We start from the raw sequence: 20912 nt of genomic DNA, 5'->3' as shown, positions 1-20912 counted from the left end.
CACATCACCGTGAAACTGATACTGCATTTTTCTGGCTCTGATTCCGACCATTCACTATCCGCTATCCGCTATCCGCTTCCTTCAGATAGGCATGTTCATGATTTCCTGATACGCACTGACCATCTTGTTCCGCACTTCCGTGAGTGCCCGGAACGAGACGCTCGCCTTCTGCATCTCGAGCATCACCTGGGGCAGTTCGATGCCCGGCACGCCCTGTTCGAACTGCGTCGACAGCGACGTCGCCTTCTGCTGGGCCTGGTTCACCGAATCGAGGCCCTGCTTCAGCACGTTCGAGAATGAAGGCGCGTTTGCCTTGTCCTGTACGCCGGCAAGGGCCTGCGGGCCTTGCGGCATCTGTTCACCGACTCCGCGGACCTGCGATTGCATGGCGCGGATCTGCGAAAGCACTGCATCGATCTGTAAAGACGACATGATTGCGCTCTATCTCTCTTGCTAACCGCCAACCGCCAACCGCTAACCGCTTCTCTCCTTGCTCATACTTCGACTCCTGACTCGCGCAGCTTCGCGAGCTTGTAGCGCAGCGTGCGGGCGCTGATACCGAGACGCTTCGCGACGGCCTGGCGATTACCGTTGTCCAGGCGCAGCGCATCAAGAATCAGATCGCGCTCGGCGACCGACAGCGACTGAGAGAGCGCGCTGGACGCCGCGCGTGCCGCGATCGCAGCCGCCGACATCGGAACACTCTCGGGCATCACCGCCTCGACTCGCTGCGCCGGAGGCGGATCCCACAAACCTGCGGCGCCTTCCAGATGCACGTGCTCGGCTTCGATCACTGCGCCATTGCAGAGAATCAGGGCCCGCTGCATCACGTTGTCGAGCTCGCGCACGTTGCCCGGCCAACCGTACGTGAGCAGCAGGTGAGCAGCGTCTGCGCTCAGCGCCGGGATGCGCTCGCCCGCGCGGCAGCGCGAGGTCAGCAACCGCATGGCGAGCGGCAGCACGTCGTCACGACGATCGCGCAGCGGCGACGTCGAGAGAGGGAATACATTCAGGCGGTAGTAAAGGTCTTCGCGGAAACGACCGGCGGTCACTTCGGCGCGAAGGTTGCGATTCGTGGTTGCCAGCACGCGGACATTGAGCGCGACTGCCGCTCGACCACCGATCCGCTCCACTTCACGTTCCTGCAGGACGCGCAGCAGCTTTGCCTGCAGCCCCAGCGGCATCTCGGTGACTTCATCGAGAAGCAGCGTGCCGTTCTGCGCCTGCTCGAACTTGCCGACGTGGCTTGCGTGCGCGCCGGTGAAGGCACCGCGCTCATGGCCGAACAGCATCGCTTCGAGCATGTTCTCGGGGATCGCCGCACAATTGACCGCGATGAACGGATGACTTGCACGCGGCGAGCTGCGATGAATGAACCGGGCGAGGACTTCCTTGCCGGTGCCTGATTCGCCGGCGATCAGCACGGTGCAGTCGCTGGCCGCGACCCGGCGAGCAAGCGTAGCGAGCCTCAGGGATTCGGGGGCGACCGCGACGAAATCCACAGGGGGGACGCGGGGGTCGGGGCTCGGGACATGGGCAGGAACGGAAGCTGAGTCGCTCTGACCCGAGCCCCAGGCCCCGTTACCCATGTCCTCTCTGTATGCGTTGGCGTTCATTGCGGCACTGAAGGAGCAAGTTCTGTTCCAGTGCCCCTCCCGACCTCACCTGGCACTCGATCCTGTGGACCCGGTCACAGGTGGCAGCCTCCTGCCGTGTGATCCGTGTCCCCTGCGGCAACCTTTGGCCGTGCCGCCGTCAAACTTCTGTCGCTGCCGCTTCGTTCAGCATTTCGAATTTGCGGAGCTTTTCCACGAGCGTCGTGCGACGCAGCTTGAGCAGCCGCGCTGCATGCGCAACGGTGCCGCCGGCGCGCGTAAGGGCCTGACGGATCAGCGTGCGCTCGATCTCGAAGAGGTGATCGCGCAGGTCGAGGCCTTCAGCCGGCAGTTCCGCCAGGGTTTCATGGGAGACGGGTTCGGTCAGCATCGAGAACGCTTCGCGATCGTCCATCGCGAATTCGGCCAGCTCGTTCTCTTCGAGCTCTTCGGGCAGCGGCGGCAGCGAAGCGGCTTGCAGCGCATCCTCGTCGACCCTGCTCATCAGATCCTCGACGACGCCGGCCGGGCGGTACTTGAGCGGCAGATCAGTGAGATCGACCTTGCGGTTCGGGCAGAGGATCGAGAGCCGCTCGATCAGGTTGCCGAGCTCGCGCACGTTGCCTGGCCAGGGGTGCCGATTGAGCGCTTCGAGGGTGCGGGTGGTCAGCTCTATGCGGCTGCGCCCTTCGGTCACATTGCGAGCCGCGAAATCGCGGATCAGCAGCGGGATGTCCTGCACGCGCTCGCGCAGGGCCGGCATTTCGATGGGGAATACGTTCAGGCGATAGAAGAGGTCCTCGCGGAACATGCCGCGAGCGATCGACTCTTCGAGATTGCGGTGCGTGGCCGCGATGATGCGTACGTTGCAACGGATCGGCGCGTGATTGCCAACCCGCTCGAACACCCGCTCCTGAAGGACGCGGAGCAGCTTCACCTGCATCGGCAGGCTCATGTCGCCGATCTCATCGAGGAACAGCGTGCCGCCTTCGGCGATCTCGAACCGACCCTTGCGGGCGGTGACCGCACCGGTGAACGAACCCTTCTCGTGACCGAACAGTTCGCTCTCGAGCAGTTCGGAAGGAATCGCGCCGCAGTTGATCGCGACGAACGGCCGCTGGCGACGCGGGCTGGCGTCGTGAATGGCGCGTGCCGCCAGTTCCTTGCCGGTGCCGGACTCGCCGAGGATCAGGACGCTCGAATCGTGGGCCGCCACCTGACGGATCAGGCGGCTGACTTCCTTGATCGCTTCCGAGTGGCCGGTCGGCATGACGACCTGGCCGGCTTCTTCGAGAGCAGCCTGCGCCGGCACGTGCAGCACCTTGGCGAGGCTCTGATATTTGAAGGGGAACGGCAGGCGGATGACGCGGGCGGCGCCGACGGCCTGAATGAGCTGGTCGGCTGCGGCGGCCGAGCCGTAGGCAACGACCGGCACGTCGCCGAGTTGTTCGCGGAGTGCGGCGCCGAGTTCGCGCCAGTCCGGAGAGTCCCCCACATCGCCGACGAGCAGCGCCGGCGGCGTGTTCGGCGACTGGATCATCGCGCGCATCAGCGCGGCGTGGTCGATCAGCAGGGGTTCGAGATCGAGAAACTTCAGAACGGCGGCGACCTGCTCGGCCCGCTCGACGTCGCAGTCATAGACGACAGCGCGCTGCAGGCCGGTCACTCTCATTCTTGCCGTATCGTTCAAATTCATTCCGCTTCCCCGGCTCGTCCGAGCCTCACTCAGCAATTCCCTGACGCTTTCGCAGTCGCTTGAGGTAATCACCGCAGCGAGTGCTGCGTGCTCATGCGAGCGATTCCTTCGCGTCAGAAACTCGTCGTTGTTATGCGACTTGCGAGTGATTGTGATCGTGCCGCGAGTTCGGACTATCAGGGTATCCCTGAACAAATTGCGCACGTGAACTGCTGCCAATTATTTGGCGCATGCATCAGGGAACGGATTAGATGTGCGTGAGAGGTTGTGCGTACATCGCGTGCGACGCGTCACGCATCGATGATGCGAAAAGTTTCTGCTGCAACTGTGTGTGCGCAAAATTTCGCGATCGCGAAATGATTCGGTGACGCAGCGACGACGCGACGAGCATCCGAAAAGCAGCGTGAGCGTGTATGACACTTGGCCGACAGCGACGTCGACCCTCACGAGCGCATCACAATTTCTTCGGTTGCTTCGCGCCCGCGACCTGGCGGCGATGTTTGCGGAAGGCGAGCTTCTCGAGCAGGTCGGCGATGTGCTCGCCGGGAGGAATGAAGCGCGCCTTGATGCGACCTTCCGGCGAAATCGACGCGATGCGTCCGACGAGGCGCAGCGGTTCGGCGATGCAATCGCGCAGATAGACCTCGAGGACCCCCTGGTTGCCGAGCACGGGTATCGGCGGGTTCCCTTCCCACACGGCGCCCAGGGCGTTGAAGCGGATCGACGTGGTACGCGGCCGCGGATGGCTGGCGACCAGGAGCTGCCCGACCATGTCGAGCAGCAGGTTGACCTTCAGGTCCAGCCGCGCAATGTCCGCGGCATGAGGCGAATCGTCCGGCTTCTCGACCTGTCCGTGCTCTTCGAGCGCGGCCAGGGCCTGCAAAGCACGCAGGTTGCGATCGGCATAGCTGCCGACGACAGCCGGATTGAAGGGTTCCGGCAGCGAACGCCACGCGACCGGCACTACGTCTTCGTAGGCCAGCTCTTCGTAGAGAACGATGGTATCCAGTCCCTCGTACATGACCCTTCCCCTGGAGTTACCTGCTCTTCAGGATCATATCGAGCGTCGTGTCCACGCTGTTGGCGGACGCGCTGTTGGCGACGGACGCCGGATCGGCGGGATGGACGCCTTCCTTCGGCCCGGACACCAGCCCGACTTCGGGCGCATCCGCTGCGGCGATCTTGGCCACGGCGGCATCGGATTCAGCCATCGCCTGGCGCAAAGCACCTAGCCATTGCTGGTCCGACGGCGACGCGCTGGCGCTGAGCCGGTCGAGCAGCACACGGCGCTCCTCGACGGTCTTCGGGACTTCCGTCCACTGCCCATGCATCGCCTGATGCACGAGCTTGTGAGTCACCGCGAGCACGCTGTCTGCGATTGCTGAGGTCATGGGGTCCCCGGACGCTTCTGCGCCTGCGCGGGGATCGCGACCCACGCGCTGCGAATGTCGTTCAGGAGCTTGCTCACTTCGTCCAGCAGCTCGACCTGGTTGTTGGCGAGCGCCGAGAGCAGGCGACGGCTCATGTAGTCGTAGAGCTCGCTGAGGTTGGCGGCGATCTGGCCGCCCGCGGACAGATCCAGGCTGCCGCGCAATTCAGCGACGATCTGAACGGAGCGATTGAGGAGCCGTGCCTTCTCGGCCGTCTCGCCGCGCTGCATGCAGCCACGCGCCGTCGCAATACGCTCCAGTGCGCCGTCCATGAGCATGACGATCAGGCGATGCGGATCGGACGCAGCCACGCCCCCATGAGCAGCAGCGCTCTGGTAGGCAGCCAGGTTCGATGTGCGCGCATACGCGTTCATTTGATGAGTGCTCCGCAGAATCCTTCTACGAGAGTCATCGGCCTTCCGGGCCGAACCTTGAGCTAAGAAAGCTTGCTAGCCAGCTAGCCCGCTAGCCTGCTAGCCAGAAAAAAGCGAGAAGGGAGCGTCCCCTCCCAACGGGTTCTCTGGCCAATAGCTAGCTGGCTAGCCGGCTAGCTGGCTATCTGGCTATCTCGAAGATGCCTTGTTCAGATTCCCCAGCGACTCGATCTGCTGCGTCAGGTAGCTCGAGGTGACCTGGAGCTGCGACAGCAGCGTGTCGAGGCGCGTGAACTGCTGCAAGTAGTTCTGAGCGACCGCGGCCATGCGCACGTCGAGATCGTCTTTGCGCTTCTCGATGGCGCGCTGCTGGTCGGTGAGTGTCTTGTTGCGCGTATCGAGTGCACCGCCCGTCTTCAGTCGCCCATCGATCTGGGCAAAGAGCTTGCGGGCAATGCCGTCCTCGGAGCCGAACAGCTTGCCGACGGATTCGAAGTTGCTGCCCAGCGCCTTCTGCAGCTTGGCGTCGTCGATGCCGAGCGAGCCGTCGAGCTGAGTCGTGATGCCGATGGCCGCCAGGGTTTCGAATCCCTTCGCCTGGCCGGGCACCACGCCGCTGACGGTCCGGCGCAGCTCGCTTTCGATGCTGGTGAGCAGCGAGTCGCCGAGCATCGGACCGGCCGTCTCGGTCGCGGGATCATAGCTGCGCAGCTTCGCAATCTGCGAAACGAGCGCGTTATAGGCCGTGACGAAGCTCTTGACGCGCGTCGTGACGGCGGAGCTGTCGTACGTGACGTTCAACGTCGCCGGACCGCTCTCCTCCGTCGTCGGCCTCTTGACCGTCAGCGTCAGGCCGTCGATCGCGCTGTCGATCGTGTTGCTCGCGCTGGTCATCTTCTCGCCCGCGATGTAGATCACCGCGTCCTGGGCTTCCTTGACCTGCGTGTAGTTCGCGGTGTTCCCGGTGCCGTAGGTCAGCTGGGCCAGACCGCCATTGCCGCCGGACTGCGTCACTTCGATCGTGTTCGCTGCGCCGGTCGTCGACGACGACAGCACCAGACGCGTGCCCGTCGTGCCCTGGACCAGGGTTGCACGGACGCCGACATTGTCGTTCGCCGAGTTGATCTTGTTGCGGATGTCCGCAAGCGTCGCTTTGCCGTCCTCGATCGCGACCGTGAAGCTCTTGCCGCCCATGGAGAGCGTCAGCGAGCCGGTCCCGACGACGGTAGTGCCGCCGCCGGCGAAGGGATTCGAGGAAATCTGGTGAGCCTGCGCCACCGATTCCACATCGATGTCGTAGCTGCCTGGCACGGCGCCGCCGCCGACGCTTGCTGTGATCACGTCTTCGTTGGTGCTCTTCACGGCCCGCGTACTGAACGTACCGACCGTCTGCAGCGACGACAGTGAAGAGCGAAAGGTCGCCAGCGAGCCCATGAGCTGGCCGAGCGCTGAAATCTGGGTGGTGACGCGACCCGTGTCGCGTTCGATCTGGGCTTCGGGTCGGGCTCGTTCAGCCGCCACGAGCTGGGACACGAGTCCCTGCACATCGATCTGCGAACCGCCGACTGCACCTACCGTTGCCATTGTCTACTCCTCGTCAGACGACCAGGTCGAGCAACGCGCCCGAACTGGCTTCGAAGCGCCGCGCGAGCTGCAGCACTTCCTCGTTGGGGATCTGCCGGATCACTTCGCCCGTCGCGGTTTCGCGTACGGTGACTACCGTCGTTCCCGTGTCATCGTCGACCCGGAATTCAACCTGCCGGCCGACGCTCTTCAAATACGAATCGATCTGTTGCGCTGCTGCCCGCACCGCTGTGTTCACATCCTGTGCCGGCTGCTGCGTCATTTTTTCGGCGGCAGCGGCAACCTGGGATTCCTCAGCAACTTTCGCGCCAGCGGCCGACTGTGCGGGGCTCGCGCCGTTCCTCGCAGGTGAAGTCGCTACAGGTGTCGGTGCATCGGTTCTCATGACAACAGCCCTCCTCGACGAGGTAAAACAACGAAAAAGCAGCAGGCAGTGAGAGGCTTGCGCCCCTCACCGCCTGCTGCGGACCTGTTCGCCCTAGGGCGTTGGGTCATCGTCGTCTCACATCACCGTGGATTAACCACGGAGCAGGCTCAGCACGTTCTGCGGAGCCGAGTTCGCCTGCGCGACCATCGCCGTACCTGCCTGCTGCAGGATCTGAGCGCGGGTCAGAGCAGCCGTTTCAGCCGCGAAGTCCGTGTCCTGAATACGGCTGCGGGAAGCCGAGAGGTTCTCCGACACCGTCTGCAGGTTGTTGATGGTCGACTGGAAGCGGTTCTGGATAGCACCCAGGTCGCTGCGCAGCGCGCTGACCGAAGTCAGAGCGGCGTCGACACGCAGGATGGCGTCGTTCGCTTCGTCCGCGCTCGACACGTTCACGCTTTCCAGGTTACCGGCCGGGACGTACGTGGTCGTGTTGAAGTCGAACTGGCGAGCCGTGTTGCCCGTAGCAACCGCACCCGAGAACGTCAGGTTGTCGGTCGAGGAGATGCTGATCGTGCCATCTTCCGTGAGCGACGCAGTCACGCCCGACACGCTGTTCAGCTTGTCGACGAAGTCCTGAGTCGTTGCGTACGTGCCGGCGAGGTCGACAGCCGTGCCGTCGCCAACCTGAACCGTGAATTCGGTTGCAGCGAGCGTCATGCCGTTGAACGAGTTCGCCACCGCCGTGCTGGTGCCCGTGGCGCCGCTGCCTGCGGCGTTCGCGAGACCGAGGAGCGTGGAAGCCGTGCCAGCCGCGGTGACCGTGTCAGCAGCCGTTGCGCCGCCCGTGAGGACGATTTCGCCGCTGCCGTTGATCGAAGCAACGTTCACTGCAACGCCGGCGTTGCTGGTGGTCGCTGCCGCGTTGATCGCCTGGGCGAGCTGCGTCGCGCTGGTGTACGTGCCAGCGGCAACGTTCACAGCCGAACCCGCGCCGTAGTCGATCGTCAGGTCGCCGTCTTCGATGTACACGGCTTCGAAAGCGCCGCTCGTCGAGATCGACTCAGCCTGAGCAACGGCACCGACGGCCGAAGTCTTCATGCTGGTGTTGAGGGAGATGCCGATCGTCTCACCGACGTTCGCGCCGACCTGGAAGGTCGCGCTGCCGAACGAGCCGTCGAGGACCTTGCGGCCGTTGAACGACGTCTGGCTGGCGATACGGTCGATTTCAGCAATACGCTGCGACACTTCGGCGTTCAGGGCAGCGCGGTCGCTGTCGCTGTTCGTCGCGTTGGCCGACTGCACGGCCAGTTCGCGGATACGCTGAAGGTTGCTGGTCACTTCCTGCAGCGCGCCTTCAGTGGTCTGCGCCAGCGAAATGCCGTCGTTCGCATTACGGGCAGCCATGTTGAGGCCCGTGATCTGCGTGGTCATACGCTCGGAAATCGCGAGACCGGCGGCGTCATCCTTCGCGCTGTTGATGCGCAGACCGGAAGACAGACGCTGCAGGGACGTCGCGAGCTGGTTGCCCGATGTCGTGAGGTTGCGTTGAGCATTCAGCGACATCACGTTCGTGTTGATGACAAGTGCCATGAAACTAACTCCTGGTTTCTACCTGTGCCCCGGACGCCCGTCCGAGGCTCTAATGTCAGCACTGGCGGCGTGATGTGCGCCGGATTGCTGGTTCAAGGGCTGTATCGGTGCGTTCCGGGCGAACTTGAGAGGGACAAGGGGGTTCGTTGTGAACTGTGGACTGGGTCACGGACAGAAGCGGTTAGCGGTTGGCGGTTGGCGGTTAGTTCAGAGGGAGGCACGGCAGACGCTGGCCACTGACCGCGCCAGACGATCTGCCTCTTAGGGTTTTCGACTAACCGCCAACCGCTAACCGCTTCATTTCAGATAGTTGAACAGCGAAAGCTGCGATATCTGCGAATACGACAGCTGCGCCGCCTGCAGGCCCACCATCTGCTGCTGCATGCGCGCAATGGCTTCGGCGTAGTCCAGGTCCTGGAGATCCGAGAGCGAGGTCGCGATATCCACGTTGATGTCTTCGCGCGACGCGTCCGCAACATCGAGGGACGACAGTCGTGCACCCACCTGCCCGCGTACGCCCAGCATGTGATCGGACGCCTGGTCGACCTGCTGCAGGGAACGCTCGAGCGTCGAAGTCAACTGAGCGGTGGCAGCCGGCGTTTCCGAGGGCGTACGCAGCGCCTGCACCACGCGATCGATCGAGTCGAACACGCTTTCGCTCTGAGCCTGGTTGATCGAGAAGGAATCCCCGGCCGCCGGGTTTCCCTTGATGACGACCTGCGCACCGTTGAACGCGATGGCGTCGCCGGATGTATATGTACCGCTGCTGACGACGTTCGGCGTCGGAGTGGCCGTATCCGTCACTTCCCACGTCGTTGCGCTCGTGAACGTCAGCGTGTAGTTGTCACGCACCCATGCGGCCGGGTTCGCAACCGAGCCGACGCTGATCGATCCGTTACCGGTGTTGGTCGCCGTCGCCTGCGTATAAAAGGTGCCGTTGCCTTCCGTGATGTTCATGAACACATCGAATCCGGAATGGCTGTCCGCGATGCGCTGCGTCGGTCCGACCTGCAACAGGCGCGAGCCCTGATCGCCGGCGTACACGACGTTGCCGCTGGTCGCGCCCGCGAAAGGCTGAGTGAGCGTGGAGAATCCGCTGAACATGTACTCGCCATTGCCGTCCTTGCGATTGGCGATGTCCTGCATCTGCTCCAGTCGGCTCTGCAATTCGACGGCGATCGATTCGCGATCCTCGTCGGTCAGCGTGCCTGTATTTGATGCCTGCAGAATCAGCTCGCGTACTCGCGTGAGCACGGTTCCCGCATCCGCCAGGGCGCTCTCTTCCAGCGACAGGCGATTGCGCGCCAATGCGCTGTTCTTGTCGTACTGGCCGTACTCCTGTTTGCTCCGCTCGAGCTCCATGATGTGCACGGCCGCGATGGGATCGTCCGCGGGCGACGTCACCTTCTTGCCGCTGGCAACCTGGTTCTGGATCTTCGACAGCGCCGACTGCTGATCCAGCATGGCGGCGATCGAACGCTGGTAGTAGGACTGTGTGGAGAGACGCATATCAATTCACCCCGTTAGCCCCTGGTCGCCTGGAGGACGGACTGGAAGATCGTGTCGGCGACACGAATCATCTGCGCCGCGGCCATGTAGGCCTGCTGGTAGCGCACGAGATTCGCGGCCTCCTCGTCCAGGTTCACGCCCGCCACCGACTGCAGCGAATCGACGCTCTCGTCGTACACCACCTTCTGTGCCGAGGCGCTGACCTGCGCCTGATTCGTCTTCACGCCGATGTCGCCAACGAACTCGCCGACTGCCGCGCTCAATGACGTCGTGCCGTTGTTGAGCGTCGGTTGATTCAGGATGGACGCGAGCTTCAGCGCATTGCGGTTGTCGCCGGCGCCGCCGACGTTGTCCTGCATTGAGAACGTATCGCCGACGGCCGGCGTCCCGTTGATCTGTACGCGCCAGCCGTTCACGTCGATGTTGCCGCCCGGCGTGTACGTGTAGACGGTCGGATCGCCGCTCACCGTGTACTGCGTGGCGCTGGTGAATGTAATCGTGACGGGCGAGCGCAACTGCGCGTTGGTCGCATTGATGACTTCGCCCGCAGTGATCGTCGCGCTGCCGGTGTTGTTCGCACCTGCCGAAGAGACGATCGGCGCCGCCGCCGCGACTTCCGACGGATTCGTGATGAGTACGCCCAGGCCAGCGACGGCTTCGGACGTCGGTTTGATCATGAAGCGATCGCCGACTGCCGCGCCCGGCGTCACTACGATTTCCATGCCGTCCGCGACGAACGGATCGCCGGCTGTGCCCGTGCCCGTCATCGGCACGGTCGCGCCCGTATCGGCTCTGCGCAACTGCCATCCGCCGGCAGTGTTGACCATGAGGTAGTCGGAGGTCGTCAGCGATCCGGCGGCACCGTCGATACGCGTCGCTGAAACCGATCCGGTACCGCCATTGGTCGACGCCGACATGACGCGGGCGCCGCCGACTTCGAAGAAATCACCGCCCAGCTGACCGTTCAGGTCCATGCCGGCGTTGTGCTGCTCGTTCACGATCTCCGTGAGGCCTGCCGCAAGTCGCCCCAGCGAATTGCGCGCGGGATCGAGCATCTGCGAGCGGAACTCGAGCATGCCGCCGAGCGTGCCGCCGCTCAGGCTCTTGGTGATGTCGATCGTCGAAGTGGCCGTCCTGAACGACAGCGTGCTGCGCGTGGGATCGAAGGCATCCTGCGTCGCAACGACCTGACCGGCGGTCTGACCGACGACCAGCGGCTGGCCGTTGCCGATGAATACGTTGAGTGCGCCGTCGTTCTGCGCGACCACGTTCACGTTGACGTGAGTCGACAGCTCGTCGATCAGGCGATCGCGCTGGTCCAGCAGATCGTTGGGCGGCTGGCCGCTGCGGCCGTAGGCGCCGACGATGTCCTGGTTGAGCTTGGCCAGGCTGCGCGCGATCGAGGTGATGGAGTCCGCTTCTGTCGCGATCTGCGCATTCACCTGCGAATCGAAACCGCGAAGGCTCTCGTCATAGCTCTGCAGGCGCTGCATCAGCGTGTTCGCTTCGCTCAGCAGTGTCTGCCGGGCCGGAGTCGAGGTGGGCGTGTCCGCCACCGCCTGGAAAGCATTGATGAACTTCTGCAGCGACGCCGTCAGACCGGTCGACGTGTTGCCCAGCAGGTTGCTGACACGGCCAGCCTGGGTCGCATACGTATTGAACTGGTTGTAGGAGCTCGACGCAGTGCGGCTCTGTCCCGCCAGAAAGTCGTCGTACTGACGCTTGATCGTGGAGACGTCGACGCCGTTGCCGATCCAGCCGTTACCCGCCTGCTGCGGGTTGCGCGTCATGAACTCCGCCACCTGCCGGCTGTAGCCGATGGTGTTGGCGTTCGTGATGTTGTGGCTAGTGGTGTCCAGCGCACGCTGGAACGCCATCAGGCCCGACACGCTTGTAGAAAGAAGATCAGCCATTTTGATTGCCCGAAGCGGTTAGCGGTTGGCGGTTAGCGGTTGGCCAGAACGGAAGAGACCGCGCTTCGCGCGGGCGGAACTGCGACGCGCTGACGAATAGCCTTCTTGCTAACCGCCAACCGCTAACCGCTAACCGCTTCTGCTCCTTCATCACGCTTCTCCGCCAGTGGAGATCGGCCGTGTGCGATCGAACTTGAGTCCTGTCATCGACTGAACCTCGCGAGCGACGGCAGTGATCTTGTTCGCGTAGTTCGGATCGGTCGCATAGCCTCCCTGCTGCAAGGCCGAAGCGAATCCAGCGACGTCCGTGCCAGCGTTCAGTGCCGCTTCGTACCGCGGGTTGTTGCGGATCAGACGGGCATAGTCCTTGAAGCTGTCGGCGGGCGACTCGTAGGCACGGAAGCGATCGACCTTGCGCACCGCGACGCCGTCCTCGAACTCGAGAGTGGGTACATTCACTGTCGCGCCCGACCAGCTGCTGCCCGCCTTGATGCCGAACAGGTTGTAGCTGCAATCGCCTGCTGCGTTGCACGGGACTGACTTGCCCCAACCGGTTTCCAGCGCGGCCTGCGCGAGCAAGGCCTGCGGGTCGACGCCGAGTTCGCGCGCTGCCTCTTGAGCGTGCGGCAACATGCGGCGAATGAAATCTGCCTTGGAAGTGGCGACCGGAGACGGGCCTGCAGCTTCTGTAGCGCCGTTCGAGCCTGCGCTTTCCGTCTTCTGGCTCACCGCTCGCTGCTCGCCGCTCGCCGCTCCACCGGCAAGCTGCCTCACCAACATATCCGCCAGTCCCAGTCCCTCGCCTTTCGACAAGTGGACCGCGATCTGCTGATCGAACATGTCCTGATAGAAGTCCGCCTGGTCGCTCCCGAACAGCGTGTCGCCGTTGCTCAGGCTGCGGTTCGCTTCGCGCATGCTCTTTAGGAGCATCTGCGTGAACAGACTCTCGAACTGCTTCGCGACTTCCTTGAGTGCTCCCGGATCCTGCGCGCGTGCATCGCTCTTCAGCGATGAGAGCGCTTTCGGGTCGGCGAAGAAGGAGACGTTGGTAGGTGCGGAAGTCATGGTGATCAGATCACGATCAGCTCAGCGCGCAGCGCCCCGGCCTCTTTCAAGGCTTCGAGGATCGCCACGAGATCGCCGGGAGCGGCGCCGACCTGGTTCACCGCGCGCACGATCTCGTCGAGATTCACGCCGGCGTTGAACACAAACATGCGTGCTTCCGGCTGATCGACCTTGATGTCCGAGCGCGGCGTGACGACCGTTTCGCCGTTCGACAGTGCGTTCGGCTGACTCACATCGTTGCGTTCGGTGATCGTGACGGAGAGCGATCCGTGAGCCACAGCTGCCGGCTTGACGCGCACAGCCGATCCGATGACGACCGTTCCAGTGCGCGAGTTCACTATCACGCGGGCGGGCGCATCGCCCGGCTCGATCTCGATCGCTTCGAGTGCTGAGAGATATGCAATGCGCTGGCTGGCATCGATCGGCGCCTGCACACGCACCGAAACTGCATCCATCGCACGCGCGGTATCCGCGCCGAAGATGTTGTTGATGCCATCCGTCAGGCGCGATGCCGTCGTGAAGTCCGGCGTATTCAGATTGAGCACGATGAACGGCTCAGTCGCAAAATTGGTCGGAACAGCACGCTCGACGCTTGCACCGTTCGGAACGCGGCCGGAACTTGGCGTGTTGACGGCGATGCGCGAACCATCCTTGCCTGCAGCACCGAAGCCGCTCACCACCAGGCTGCCCTGCGCGATGCCGTACACCTCGCCATCGATACCGCGCAGAGGCGTCATCAGAAGACTGCCGCCGCGCAGGCTCGTTGCGTTGCCGATCGAGTTCACGGTGACGTCGATCGTTTGGCCGGGCTTGGCAAATGCGGGCAGATCGGCATACACGGTGACAGCAGCGACGTTCTTGAGCTGCGGATTCACGTTCGCGGGAATCGTCACGCCGAATTTCGCGAGCATGTTGCGGATGCTCTGGATCGTGAACGGCGCCTGGCTCGTCTGGTCACCAGTACCATCGAGGCCAACGACGAGGCCGTAGCCGACGAGCTGGTTGCCGCGAACACCGGAGACAGAAGCCAGATCCTTCACGCGCTCGGCCGATGCCGGCACAGCCGCCAATGCAAGCAGCACAAGAGCTATGTATTTCATGATCCTCGTCATCCTTCGTTCGTCCTAACCGCCAACCGCCAACCGCTTCTGTCTCAAAACGGCATCCACGGCGCGTTGAAGAACCGGGCCAGCAACCCCGGCTTGTTCGCATCCGCGAGCGCGCCCTTCGCGCCGTAGGAGATCTGCGCATCCGCAACCTTCAGCGAAGAGATCGAGTTGTCCGGATCGATGTCGATCGGCCGGACGATACCCTGGATCCGCACGTACTCCTGGCCCTGGTTGATGGCGATCCACTTCTGACCGCGAACCAGCAAGTTGCCGTTCGGCAGACGCTGCGCAACCGTCACGGAAAGATCGCCCTGCAGGCGATTGCTCTGCCGGCTGTCGCCCTGACCGTCAAATTCAGTCTCGTTATCCATGCCCATCTCGAGCACCGGAACGCCGTTCACGGTGACCGGACGACCGGCGACCGTCGGCCCCGGCAACGTTGCGGAGCTCGACTTCTTCGTCGAAGTGCTGGAGCTCTTCGACGCGTTCGTGCTTTCGTTCAGACGAATCGTCAGAGTGTCGCCCACACGACGCGCCACGGAGTTCTCGAACAGTGCGACATCGTGTCCTGCCTGGAAGATGGCGCCATTGCCCGCTGTAGCGGAAGGCGGCGGCTCCGGCCACGTGGCTTTGTAGTCAGGCTCCGGCGGCGCACTGACGCAGGCGCTCAGTGCGCACGCACCGGCCACGAGAATCAGATGCCGGATGGTCGATAGCGGCAGGCCGCGCCTCGCCGTCCTCGACCCGATCTTCTGCTTAACACTCATGTCTGTATTCCGACTCTTGATCCGCCACTAACCGCTAACCGCTAACCGCTTCTTCAAAGCTGGTTGGTGATGTATTCCAGCATCTGATCCGTCGTCGAGATCGCCTTCGAATTCATCTCGTAGGCGCGCTGCGTTTCGATCATCGCCACGAGCTCTTCGACGACGTTCACGTTCGACGATTCGAGCATGCCCTGCTCCACCAGGCCGAGGCCGTTCAGGCCGGGCGTGCCCGACTGAGCGGTGCCGCTGGCTGCCGTCTCGACGTACATGTTTTCGCCACGCGGCTGAAGGCCGGCGGGGTTGATGAAATCGAACAGCTGCAGCGAACCAACCTGCGTCGGTGCGGGCTGCCCTGCGACCTGCACAGAGATCACGCCGTCTTTGCCGATCGTGACGCTTTGCGCGCCATCGGGAAGCGTGATACCCGGCTGCACTGCGTAGCCGCTCGCGGTGACGAGCTCACCCTGCGCGCTGACTTTGAAGCTGCCATCGCGCGTGTAACCCATCGTGCCGTCCGGCATGAGCACCTGGAAGAAGCCGCGACCGCTGATCGCCACATCGAGCGAGTTGCCCGTCTGCGAGAGATTGCCCTGCGTGAAGGTCTTCTCCGTTGCAACGACGCGAACGCCGGTGCCGAGCGACAGACCTGTCGGCGCGGTGGTGTCCTGCGAAGTCGCGGCACCGACCTGGCGCACGTTCTGGTACAGCAGGTCTTCGAACACGGCGCGGCCCTTCTTGAAGCCGGTCGTGCCCACGTTGGCCAGGTTGTTCGACGTGACAGCCATGCGCGTCTGCTGCGCATCGAGTCCGGTCTTGGCGGCCCAAAGGGCGGGATTCATGGTGAGACTCCGTAGGAAGAGCTGCGAGCGGTGAGCTGCGAGCTATGAGCCAGAAATGGAAGGGTGAGCGACATGATCAGCCTCGCAACAGCTGGGCCGAGCTCGTCGCGTTCTCCTCGGCCGTTCTCATCGCCTTCACTTGCAGATCGAACTGACGCGACAGCTCGATCATCTTGACCATCGCGTTCGCGACGTTGACGTTGCTCGACTCGAGCACGCCTGATGCGACGCGAACGTTTGCATCAGCCGGGGCATCGGCGCCGTCGTTGGTACGGAACAGGCCGTCCTCGCTGCGCACCATCGTTTCCGCCGGCGGATTCACGAGCTTGATGCGGCCGACCATCGACGTCGTCTCGGGACCGGAGCCGATCGGCACGATCGAAACCGTACCGTCCGCACCGATCATCACCGACGAGTTCGGCGGCACAGCGACCGGACCCGCATCACCCATGACGTAGTGACCTGCACCTGTCATGAGCATGCCGTTCGCATCGATACGCAGGTCGCCGGCGCGGGTGTAGGCTTCGCGGCCATCGCTGCCCTGCACCGCGAGCCATCCCTCGCCCTGAATGCCGACGTCGAGATCGCGACCAGTCGCCTGCAGCGCACCTTGAGTCTGATCCCAACCCACTGTTGCATCGGTCGCGTACACACGCGATGCATAACCCGAGCCCGCAACGGCGCGGCTCTGGAATGCATCGAGATTCGCCCGAAAACCCGTCGTGCTCGCATTCGCGAGGTTGTGGTTGTTCGACGTCTGCGCGCGCAAGGTTTCCTTGGCGCCGGACATTGCGATGTAGAGGAAACGATCCATAAAGGAAGAGGTGACTAGCGGATAGCGGATGGCGGATAGTCAGAGCCGGATCGACTCGCCTGCTCCACACCCATTCCTGCAATCACTCCCATACCTCCTGATTCTGACTATTCACTAACCGCTAACCGCTAACCGCTTCGGCTATCGAATGTTGATGATCGTCTGCGTCACCTGGTCCGCCGTCTGGATCATCTGCGCGTTCGCCTGGAAGTTGCGCTGTGCCGTGATCATGTTGACGAGCTGAGCAGTGATGTCGACGTTCGAGGCTTCGAGGGCGCCCGACTGGATCAGGCCGTAGCCCGAGCCGCCGGCCTGACCGTACAGCGGCTGACCGGATGCGTTCGTCTCCGACCAGTTCGTGTTACCGAGCTGCTGCATGCCTTGCGGGTTCGAGAAATTCGCAACGACGACCTGACCGAGCGAAGTCGAGCGGCCGTTCGTGAAGCGGGCCTGCACGACGCCGGTCGAGTCGATGTCGATGCCGATCAGACGGCCCGTGGTGAAGCCGTCCTGCGTCGAGGAAGTCATGCCGAACGAATCGCCGTACTGCGTCGAGCGACCCACGTCGAACGTGAGCTGGATCGGCGCCGCGCCGGTGGCGAGACCTGCGGCCGCATCGTAGGCCGGAAGCGCGATCTGGCCGTTGACCGGTGAAGTCAGCACGCCCGTGTTCGAGTACTGCAGCGTCTGTGCACCGCCGACCGCGTTGCCGTCGACGTAAACGTTCATCGACCACTCGTTCTGGTTCGCCGTCTTGGTCCAGTACAGGCTGGCCGTGTGGGCAGCGCCGAGCGAGTCATAGATCGTGACCGAGCGAGCTTCGTTGTAGCTGTTCGGATCGGCGGGGTCGAACGGCGTCGTGGTCGGCGGGGTCGAGTTCGCCGGCAGGTTGAATACGGTCTCTACGTTCGAAGTTGCCTGCGGCGGGCTTTCGCTCGTCACGAGACGCAGATCACCCGTCGTGCTGGTGTTGAACGTGCCGTTCGTCGACGGCGGGTAGACCTGCAGGCGCTGGCTCTGGCTGTTCACCACGTAACCTGCGTTGTCGACCTGGAACGCACCGGCGCGGGTATACGCCGTGGCACCGGCATCGCTCAGCACAAAGAAGCCCTGCCCGCTCATCGCGAGGTCGAGGCTGTTGTTCGTGGTGTTGATGTTGCCCTGCGTGAACTGCTGCGAAACTGCCGCGACTTTCACGCCGTTGCCGAACTGGTTCCGCGAAACGCCCTGCGGCGACACGGCGAAGAGCTCCGCGAACTCCGAGCGTGACTGCTTGAAGCCGTTGGTGGCGCTGTTGGCGATGTTGTTCGCCGTGACGTTTAGGTCCGTCTGAGCCGCATTGAGACCGCTGAGCGCGATACCGAATGACATGGATGTGTTCTCCTGAAGGTTCTTCTGGCTGCGCCGCGTTACATCACGCGACGGATGTTGTTCATTGAAAGCGGGCCGAGCGCGCCGGTATTGAGCGTCAGGCCTGTGCCCGTGCTGTCGATCGTGACGCTGGAAACGCGTCCGGCCATGAGCACCTCGAGCGATCCGCGTTCACCGCCGACCGTTGCGATGGCTTCGATGTCGTACTCGCCCGAACCGGCGGCTGCGCCATTGGCGTACGTGCCGTCCCAGGTGAATGCATTCACGCCATCCTTCGGAACGACGTTGATCTCCCGCACCAGCGCCCCGGTCGAGTCGGTGATGCGGATCTGCAGCGACGACGAGCCGTTCGGTACGTCGATCTCGCCGCTGACGTTCACGCCCTGAGTGAACGTGAAGCTGTCGGCGGCCGCGAGCACGTCGTGACCGACGAGTGTCGTGCCGTTCAGCACCTGTGTGGACCGCAGCGAATTCGAAAGGCTTTCGATGGACGTCTGCATGTTCTGGATGCCCGACACGGCACCGAACTGCGCGAGCTGGGCCACGAACTCCGTGCCCTCGAGCGGCTTCATCGGGTCCTGGTTCTTCAGCTGCGTCGTCATCAGCGTGAGGAAATCCTCGATGCCGAGGCTGCTCGCCGACTTCTGCTTCTGTGCGGCAGCAAGCGCGGCCTGCGTCTGGGAAGCGAGGGCGGCAATGGGATCGGTCGTTGACATGGGGACTCCGGAATCTGTTCAGCGATGCGTTACTGGCCGAGCTTCAGCGTGGCCAGCATCATGTCCTTGGCCGTGTTCATGACTTCGACGTTGTTCTGGTACGAACGCGACGCGGAGATCATGTCGACCATCTCTTCGACAGTGTTGACGTTGGGCCCGTAGACGTAACCGTTCGCATCTGCGAGCGGATTGCCCGGCTCGTAGCGCGCCGTCGGCGCAGCCTGGTCTTCGACGATGCCGCGAACGCTCACGCCGTTGGTGGCTGCATTCGCGCCCATGCCGGCACGGATCGCTTCGAACAGCGGGTGCTTCGCTTTGTAGACCTGGTTCGGATCGCCGCTGACAGTGTCGGCGTTGGCGAGATTGCTCGCAGTGGTGTTGAGGCGCACCGACTGTGCGCTCATGCCGCTGCCGGCAACATCGAAAATCTTGAAAGAGCTCATGGTTCAGCGCTCCTTATTGACCGGTGATCGCAGTCATCAGGCCACGGAACTTCGAACTGAGGAACGTGAGCGTCGCCTGGTAGCGCACCGAGTTCTCGGCGAACGCTGCCTGCTCCAGCTGCGTGTCCACAGTGTTGCCGTCCAGTGCCGGCGCCAGCGGCGTGCGGTACTTCAGTTCAGCGCCGCCCGTGCCGTTAACTCCAGCAGCACCTATATGACGTGCGCTCGTCGTTTCGAGATGCACACCATTGCCCTTGTTGCCCGTTGCGGCAGCAAGCGCACTCTTGAAGTCGAGATCGCGCGCCTGATAGTTCGGCGTGTCGGCATTCGCGAGGTTCGCGGCCAGAACTTCGGTGCGTTGCGAACGCAACTTGAGCGCCTGCGCGTGCACACCGAGGTAGTTGTCTAGATTGACCGGCATCGCTGCTCCGTCAGAAAACTGTCTTGCCGGGGATATAGCAAGTGACATGCCAAGCCTGGAAAAAAGGCCTTTTGCAGCAAGCACTACGCTGAAATGAGAAGCAGCGCATGAAGAAGCTGCGACCGGGATCACGTTCGCTGCGGCAATGAATTGCCGGGCGGCAATTCCTCTTGCGCCGACTTACCTTCGGATGAAGCGAGATCGAACGCGATGCATCAGCCGGCACGCGCTTTCTCTATTGCCGCGAGCGGCACTGGTGTCGAGGATCGGACCTGCGTCACAGATGCACCGGCTTCCCTGCCCGCTTGACCGTTCCGCGCACCCGGATCGCGAGCTTCTGGCATTTCCTTTGCTTTATCTCACTCGCCGTCAAAGAGATGGCGATGAGGAATGCCGTTGTGACTCTCTATCTGCGCTCACTGCTCGTAGTGCTTGCCGCCAGCTCGTGCGGCACGGCCCTTGCGAACACGCAGTCGCTCGAATCGATCCAGGCTGCCGCCGAGAAGCAGGTGAGTGCTCAGCTGCCTGCGAGCAAGGCAAAGTATTTCGTCACGGCAGCGCGGCTGGATCCGCGGCTGCGGCTTGCCGAGTGCTCGGCGCCTCTCGAAGCTTCGCTGCCGAACAATTCGTCGCCAAGCGCCAGGATCACCGTGGGTGTTCGTTGTGCCGCGCCGGCGCCCTGGACGATCTACGTCCCTGTCACGACCGAGATCGAAGCACCGATCCTGGTCCTTCGCCGTGCCCTGCCCCGTCGCTCCCCGGTTGATACGGCCGACGTCGAGCTGCAGACGCGTCGCCTGCCCGGCACCGAATCCGGATTCATCAGCGACACGGGCAACCTTCAGGGTCGCCGGCTCAAGCGTGCATTGCCGGCGGGCTCACCTTTGACTGCGGACGTGCTCGTGCCCGACGTGCTCGTGCGTCGTGGACAGCAGGTCACCCTGCTCGCTTCGGGCGGTCCGTTCGAAATACGCGCACAAGGTCAGGCGCTGTCCGACGGCACCGAACGTGAACGCATTCGCGTACAGAATGTGACGTCCCGCAAGATTGTCGAAGGTGTAGTGGAAAACGCATCCACAGTCCGGGTCGATCTTTGAGATGTCATGAAACTGCACTGTCAATTCGCTGACAGGAGGACAAACCCTTAAGAGGGAAAACCCGCGACGCGCGAGTCTGTGAGCACTGCTTCACGAACAAGCCCCTGATTGGGCTTGGTGAATCTGCGATGCGAATCGTGTCCGCCGCACCTACGTTTAACCTATTCTCTGCCCGGTCGGCTCGCCGCTGCGAGTTTGCCCTAAGGCCCCTA

Annotated in this window: 20 protein-coding genes and 1 pseudogene; 1 reads left to right on the top strand and 20 read right to left on the bottom strand. The window is 63.0% G+C overall.

All coding sequences use genetic code 11. The features are described from left to right. Positions 1-81 precede the first annotated feature (81 nt). The 20 genes and pseudogenes from fliE to flgB form a co-directional block, all read right to left on the bottom strand. On the bottom strand, positions 82-432 hold the full coding sequence (gene fliE, locus HNQ60_RS15320) for a flagellar hook-basal body complex protein FliE (protein WP_184333271.1): 351 nt from the start codon (positions 430-432) through the stop codon (positions 82-84). A gap of 62 nt (positions 433-494) precedes the next feature. Continuing rightward, positions 495-1493, bottom strand: a pseudogene (locus HNQ60_RS15315) (sigma-54 interaction domain-containing protein); the annotation flags it as partial. Positions 1494-1755: 262 nt separating this feature from the next. Beyond that, the gene (locus tag HNQ60_RS15310) at positions 1756-3291 is read right to left on the bottom strand and encodes a sigma-54 interaction domain-containing protein (protein WP_246433589.1); all 1536 of its coding nucleotides are present in this window, start codon (positions 3289-3291) and stop codon (positions 1756-1758) included. Positions 3292-3745: 454 nt separating this feature from the next. Next, on the bottom strand, positions 3746-4312 hold the full coding sequence (locus HNQ60_RS15305) for a PilZ domain-containing protein (RefSeq protein WP_184333266.1): 567 nt from the start codon (positions 4310-4312) through the stop codon (positions 3746-3748). Between the two features lie 16 nt (positions 4313-4328). Next, positions 4329-4682, bottom strand: a complete 354-nt coding sequence (locus HNQ60_RS15300) for a hypothetical protein (RefSeq protein WP_184333264.1) — start codon at positions 4680-4682, stop codon at positions 4329-4331. Beyond that, positions 4679-5095: a flagellar export chaperone FliS gene (gene fliS, locus HNQ60_RS15295; protein WP_184333262.1), complete on the bottom strand. Its 417-nt coding sequence runs from the start codon at positions 5093-5095 to the stop codon at positions 4679-4681. Before fliS ends, HNQ60_RS15300 begins: the two co-directional genes overlap by 4 nt. Before the next feature lie 189 nt (positions 5096-5284). Next, positions 5285-6679 carry a flagellar filament capping protein FliD gene (gene fliD / locus HNQ60_RS15290; protein ID WP_184333260.1) on the bottom strand — a complete coding sequence of 465 codons (1395 nt, stop codon included), beginning with the start codon at positions 6677-6679 and terminating at the stop codon, positions 5285-5287. A 13-nt stretch (positions 6680-6692) separates the two neighbouring features. Then, on the bottom strand, positions 6693-7064 hold the full coding sequence (locus HNQ60_RS15285; RefSeq protein ID WP_184333258.1) for a flagellar protein FlaG: 372 nt from the start codon (positions 7062-7064) through the stop codon (positions 6693-6695). Positions 7065-7196: 132 nt separating this feature from the next. Then, positions 7197-8636: a flagellin gene (locus HNQ60_RS27915; protein WP_184333256.1), complete on the bottom strand. Its 1440-nt coding sequence runs from the start codon at positions 8634-8636 to the stop codon at positions 7197-7199. Between the two features lie 297 nt (positions 8637-8933). Continuing rightward, complete coding sequence (gene flgL / locus HNQ60_RS15275; RefSeq protein WP_184333254.1) at positions 8934-10145, bottom strand: flagellar hook-associated protein FlgL; 1212 nt, start codon at positions 10143-10145, stop codon at positions 8934-8936. Positions 10146-10159: 14 nt separating this feature from the next. Next, positions 10160-12058 carry a flagellar hook-associated protein FlgK gene (flgK, locus tag HNQ60_RS15270; protein WP_184333252.1) on the bottom strand — a complete coding sequence of 633 codons (1899 nt, stop codon included), beginning with the start codon at positions 12056-12058 and terminating at the stop codon, positions 10160-10162. A gap of 150 nt (positions 12059-12208) precedes the next feature. Next, a complete protein-coding gene (flgJ, locus tag HNQ60_RS15265) occupies positions 12209-13123 on the bottom strand; it encodes a flagellar assembly peptidoglycan hydrolase FlgJ (protein WP_184333250.1) in 915 nt (304 codons plus the stop codon). A gap of 5 nt (positions 13124-13128) precedes the next feature. Then, the gene (locus tag HNQ60_RS15260; RefSeq protein ID WP_184333248.1) at positions 13129-14223 is read right to left on the bottom strand and encodes a flagellar basal body P-ring protein FlgI; all 1095 of its coding nucleotides are present in this window, start codon (positions 14221-14223) and stop codon (positions 13129-13131) included. 53 nt (positions 14224-14276) lie between these two features. Then, the gene (flgH, locus tag HNQ60_RS15255; protein ID WP_184333246.1) at positions 14277-14999 is read right to left on the bottom strand and encodes a flagellar basal body L-ring protein FlgH; all 723 of its coding nucleotides are present in this window, start codon (positions 14997-14999) and stop codon (positions 14277-14279) included. Between the two features lie 53 nt (positions 15000-15052). Beyond that, entirely contained in the window at positions 15053-15838 is a 786-nt protein-coding gene (flgG, locus tag HNQ60_RS15250; protein ID WP_184333244.1) for a flagellar basal-body rod protein FlgG, read from the bottom strand. Positions 15839-15914: 76 nt separating this feature from the next. Continuing rightward, positions 15915-16652 carry a flagellar basal-body rod protein FlgF gene (gene flgF / locus HNQ60_RS15245; RefSeq protein WP_184333242.1) on the bottom strand — a complete coding sequence of 246 codons (738 nt, stop codon included), beginning with the start codon at positions 16650-16652 and terminating at the stop codon, positions 15915-15917. 141 nt (positions 16653-16793) lie between these two features. After that, positions 16794-18023 carry a flagellar hook protein FlgE gene (gene flgE, locus HNQ60_RS15240; protein ID WP_184333239.1) on the bottom strand — a complete coding sequence of 410 codons (1230 nt, stop codon included), beginning with the start codon at positions 18021-18023 and terminating at the stop codon, positions 16794-16796. A gap of 38 nt (positions 18024-18061) precedes the next feature. Continuing rightward, a complete protein-coding gene (locus HNQ60_RS15235) occupies positions 18062-18739 on the bottom strand; it encodes a flagellar hook assembly protein FlgD (RefSeq protein WP_184333237.1) in 678 nt (225 codons plus the stop codon). 29 nt (positions 18740-18768) lie between these two features. Next, a complete protein-coding gene (flgC, locus tag HNQ60_RS15230) occupies positions 18769-19182 on the bottom strand; it encodes a flagellar basal body rod protein FlgC (protein WP_184333235.1) in 414 nt (137 codons plus the stop codon). 13 nt (positions 19183-19195) lie between these two features. Next, complete coding sequence (gene flgB, locus HNQ60_RS15225; protein WP_184333233.1) at positions 19196-19603, bottom strand: flagellar basal body rod protein FlgB; 408 nt, start codon at positions 19601-19603, stop codon at positions 19196-19198. 383 nt (positions 19604-19986) lie between these two features. Between flgB and flgA the strand changes: the two genes are divergently transcribed. Next, on the top strand, positions 19987-20700 hold the full coding sequence (gene flgA / locus HNQ60_RS15220; RefSeq protein WP_184333231.1) for a flagellar basal body P-ring formation chaperone FlgA: 714 nt from the start codon (positions 19987-19989) through the stop codon (positions 20698-20700). Positions 20701-20912 lie beyond the last annotated feature (212 nt).

The sequence above is a fragment of the Povalibacter uvarum genome, assembly GCF_014202975.1.
Lineage (GTDB): Bacteria > Pseudomonadota > Gammaproteobacteria > Steroidobacterales > Steroidobacteraceae > Steroidobacter > Steroidobacter uvarum.
Note: the sequence above shows the minus strand (reverse complement) of the source record. Positions and strands in the feature narration are given on the sequence as shown.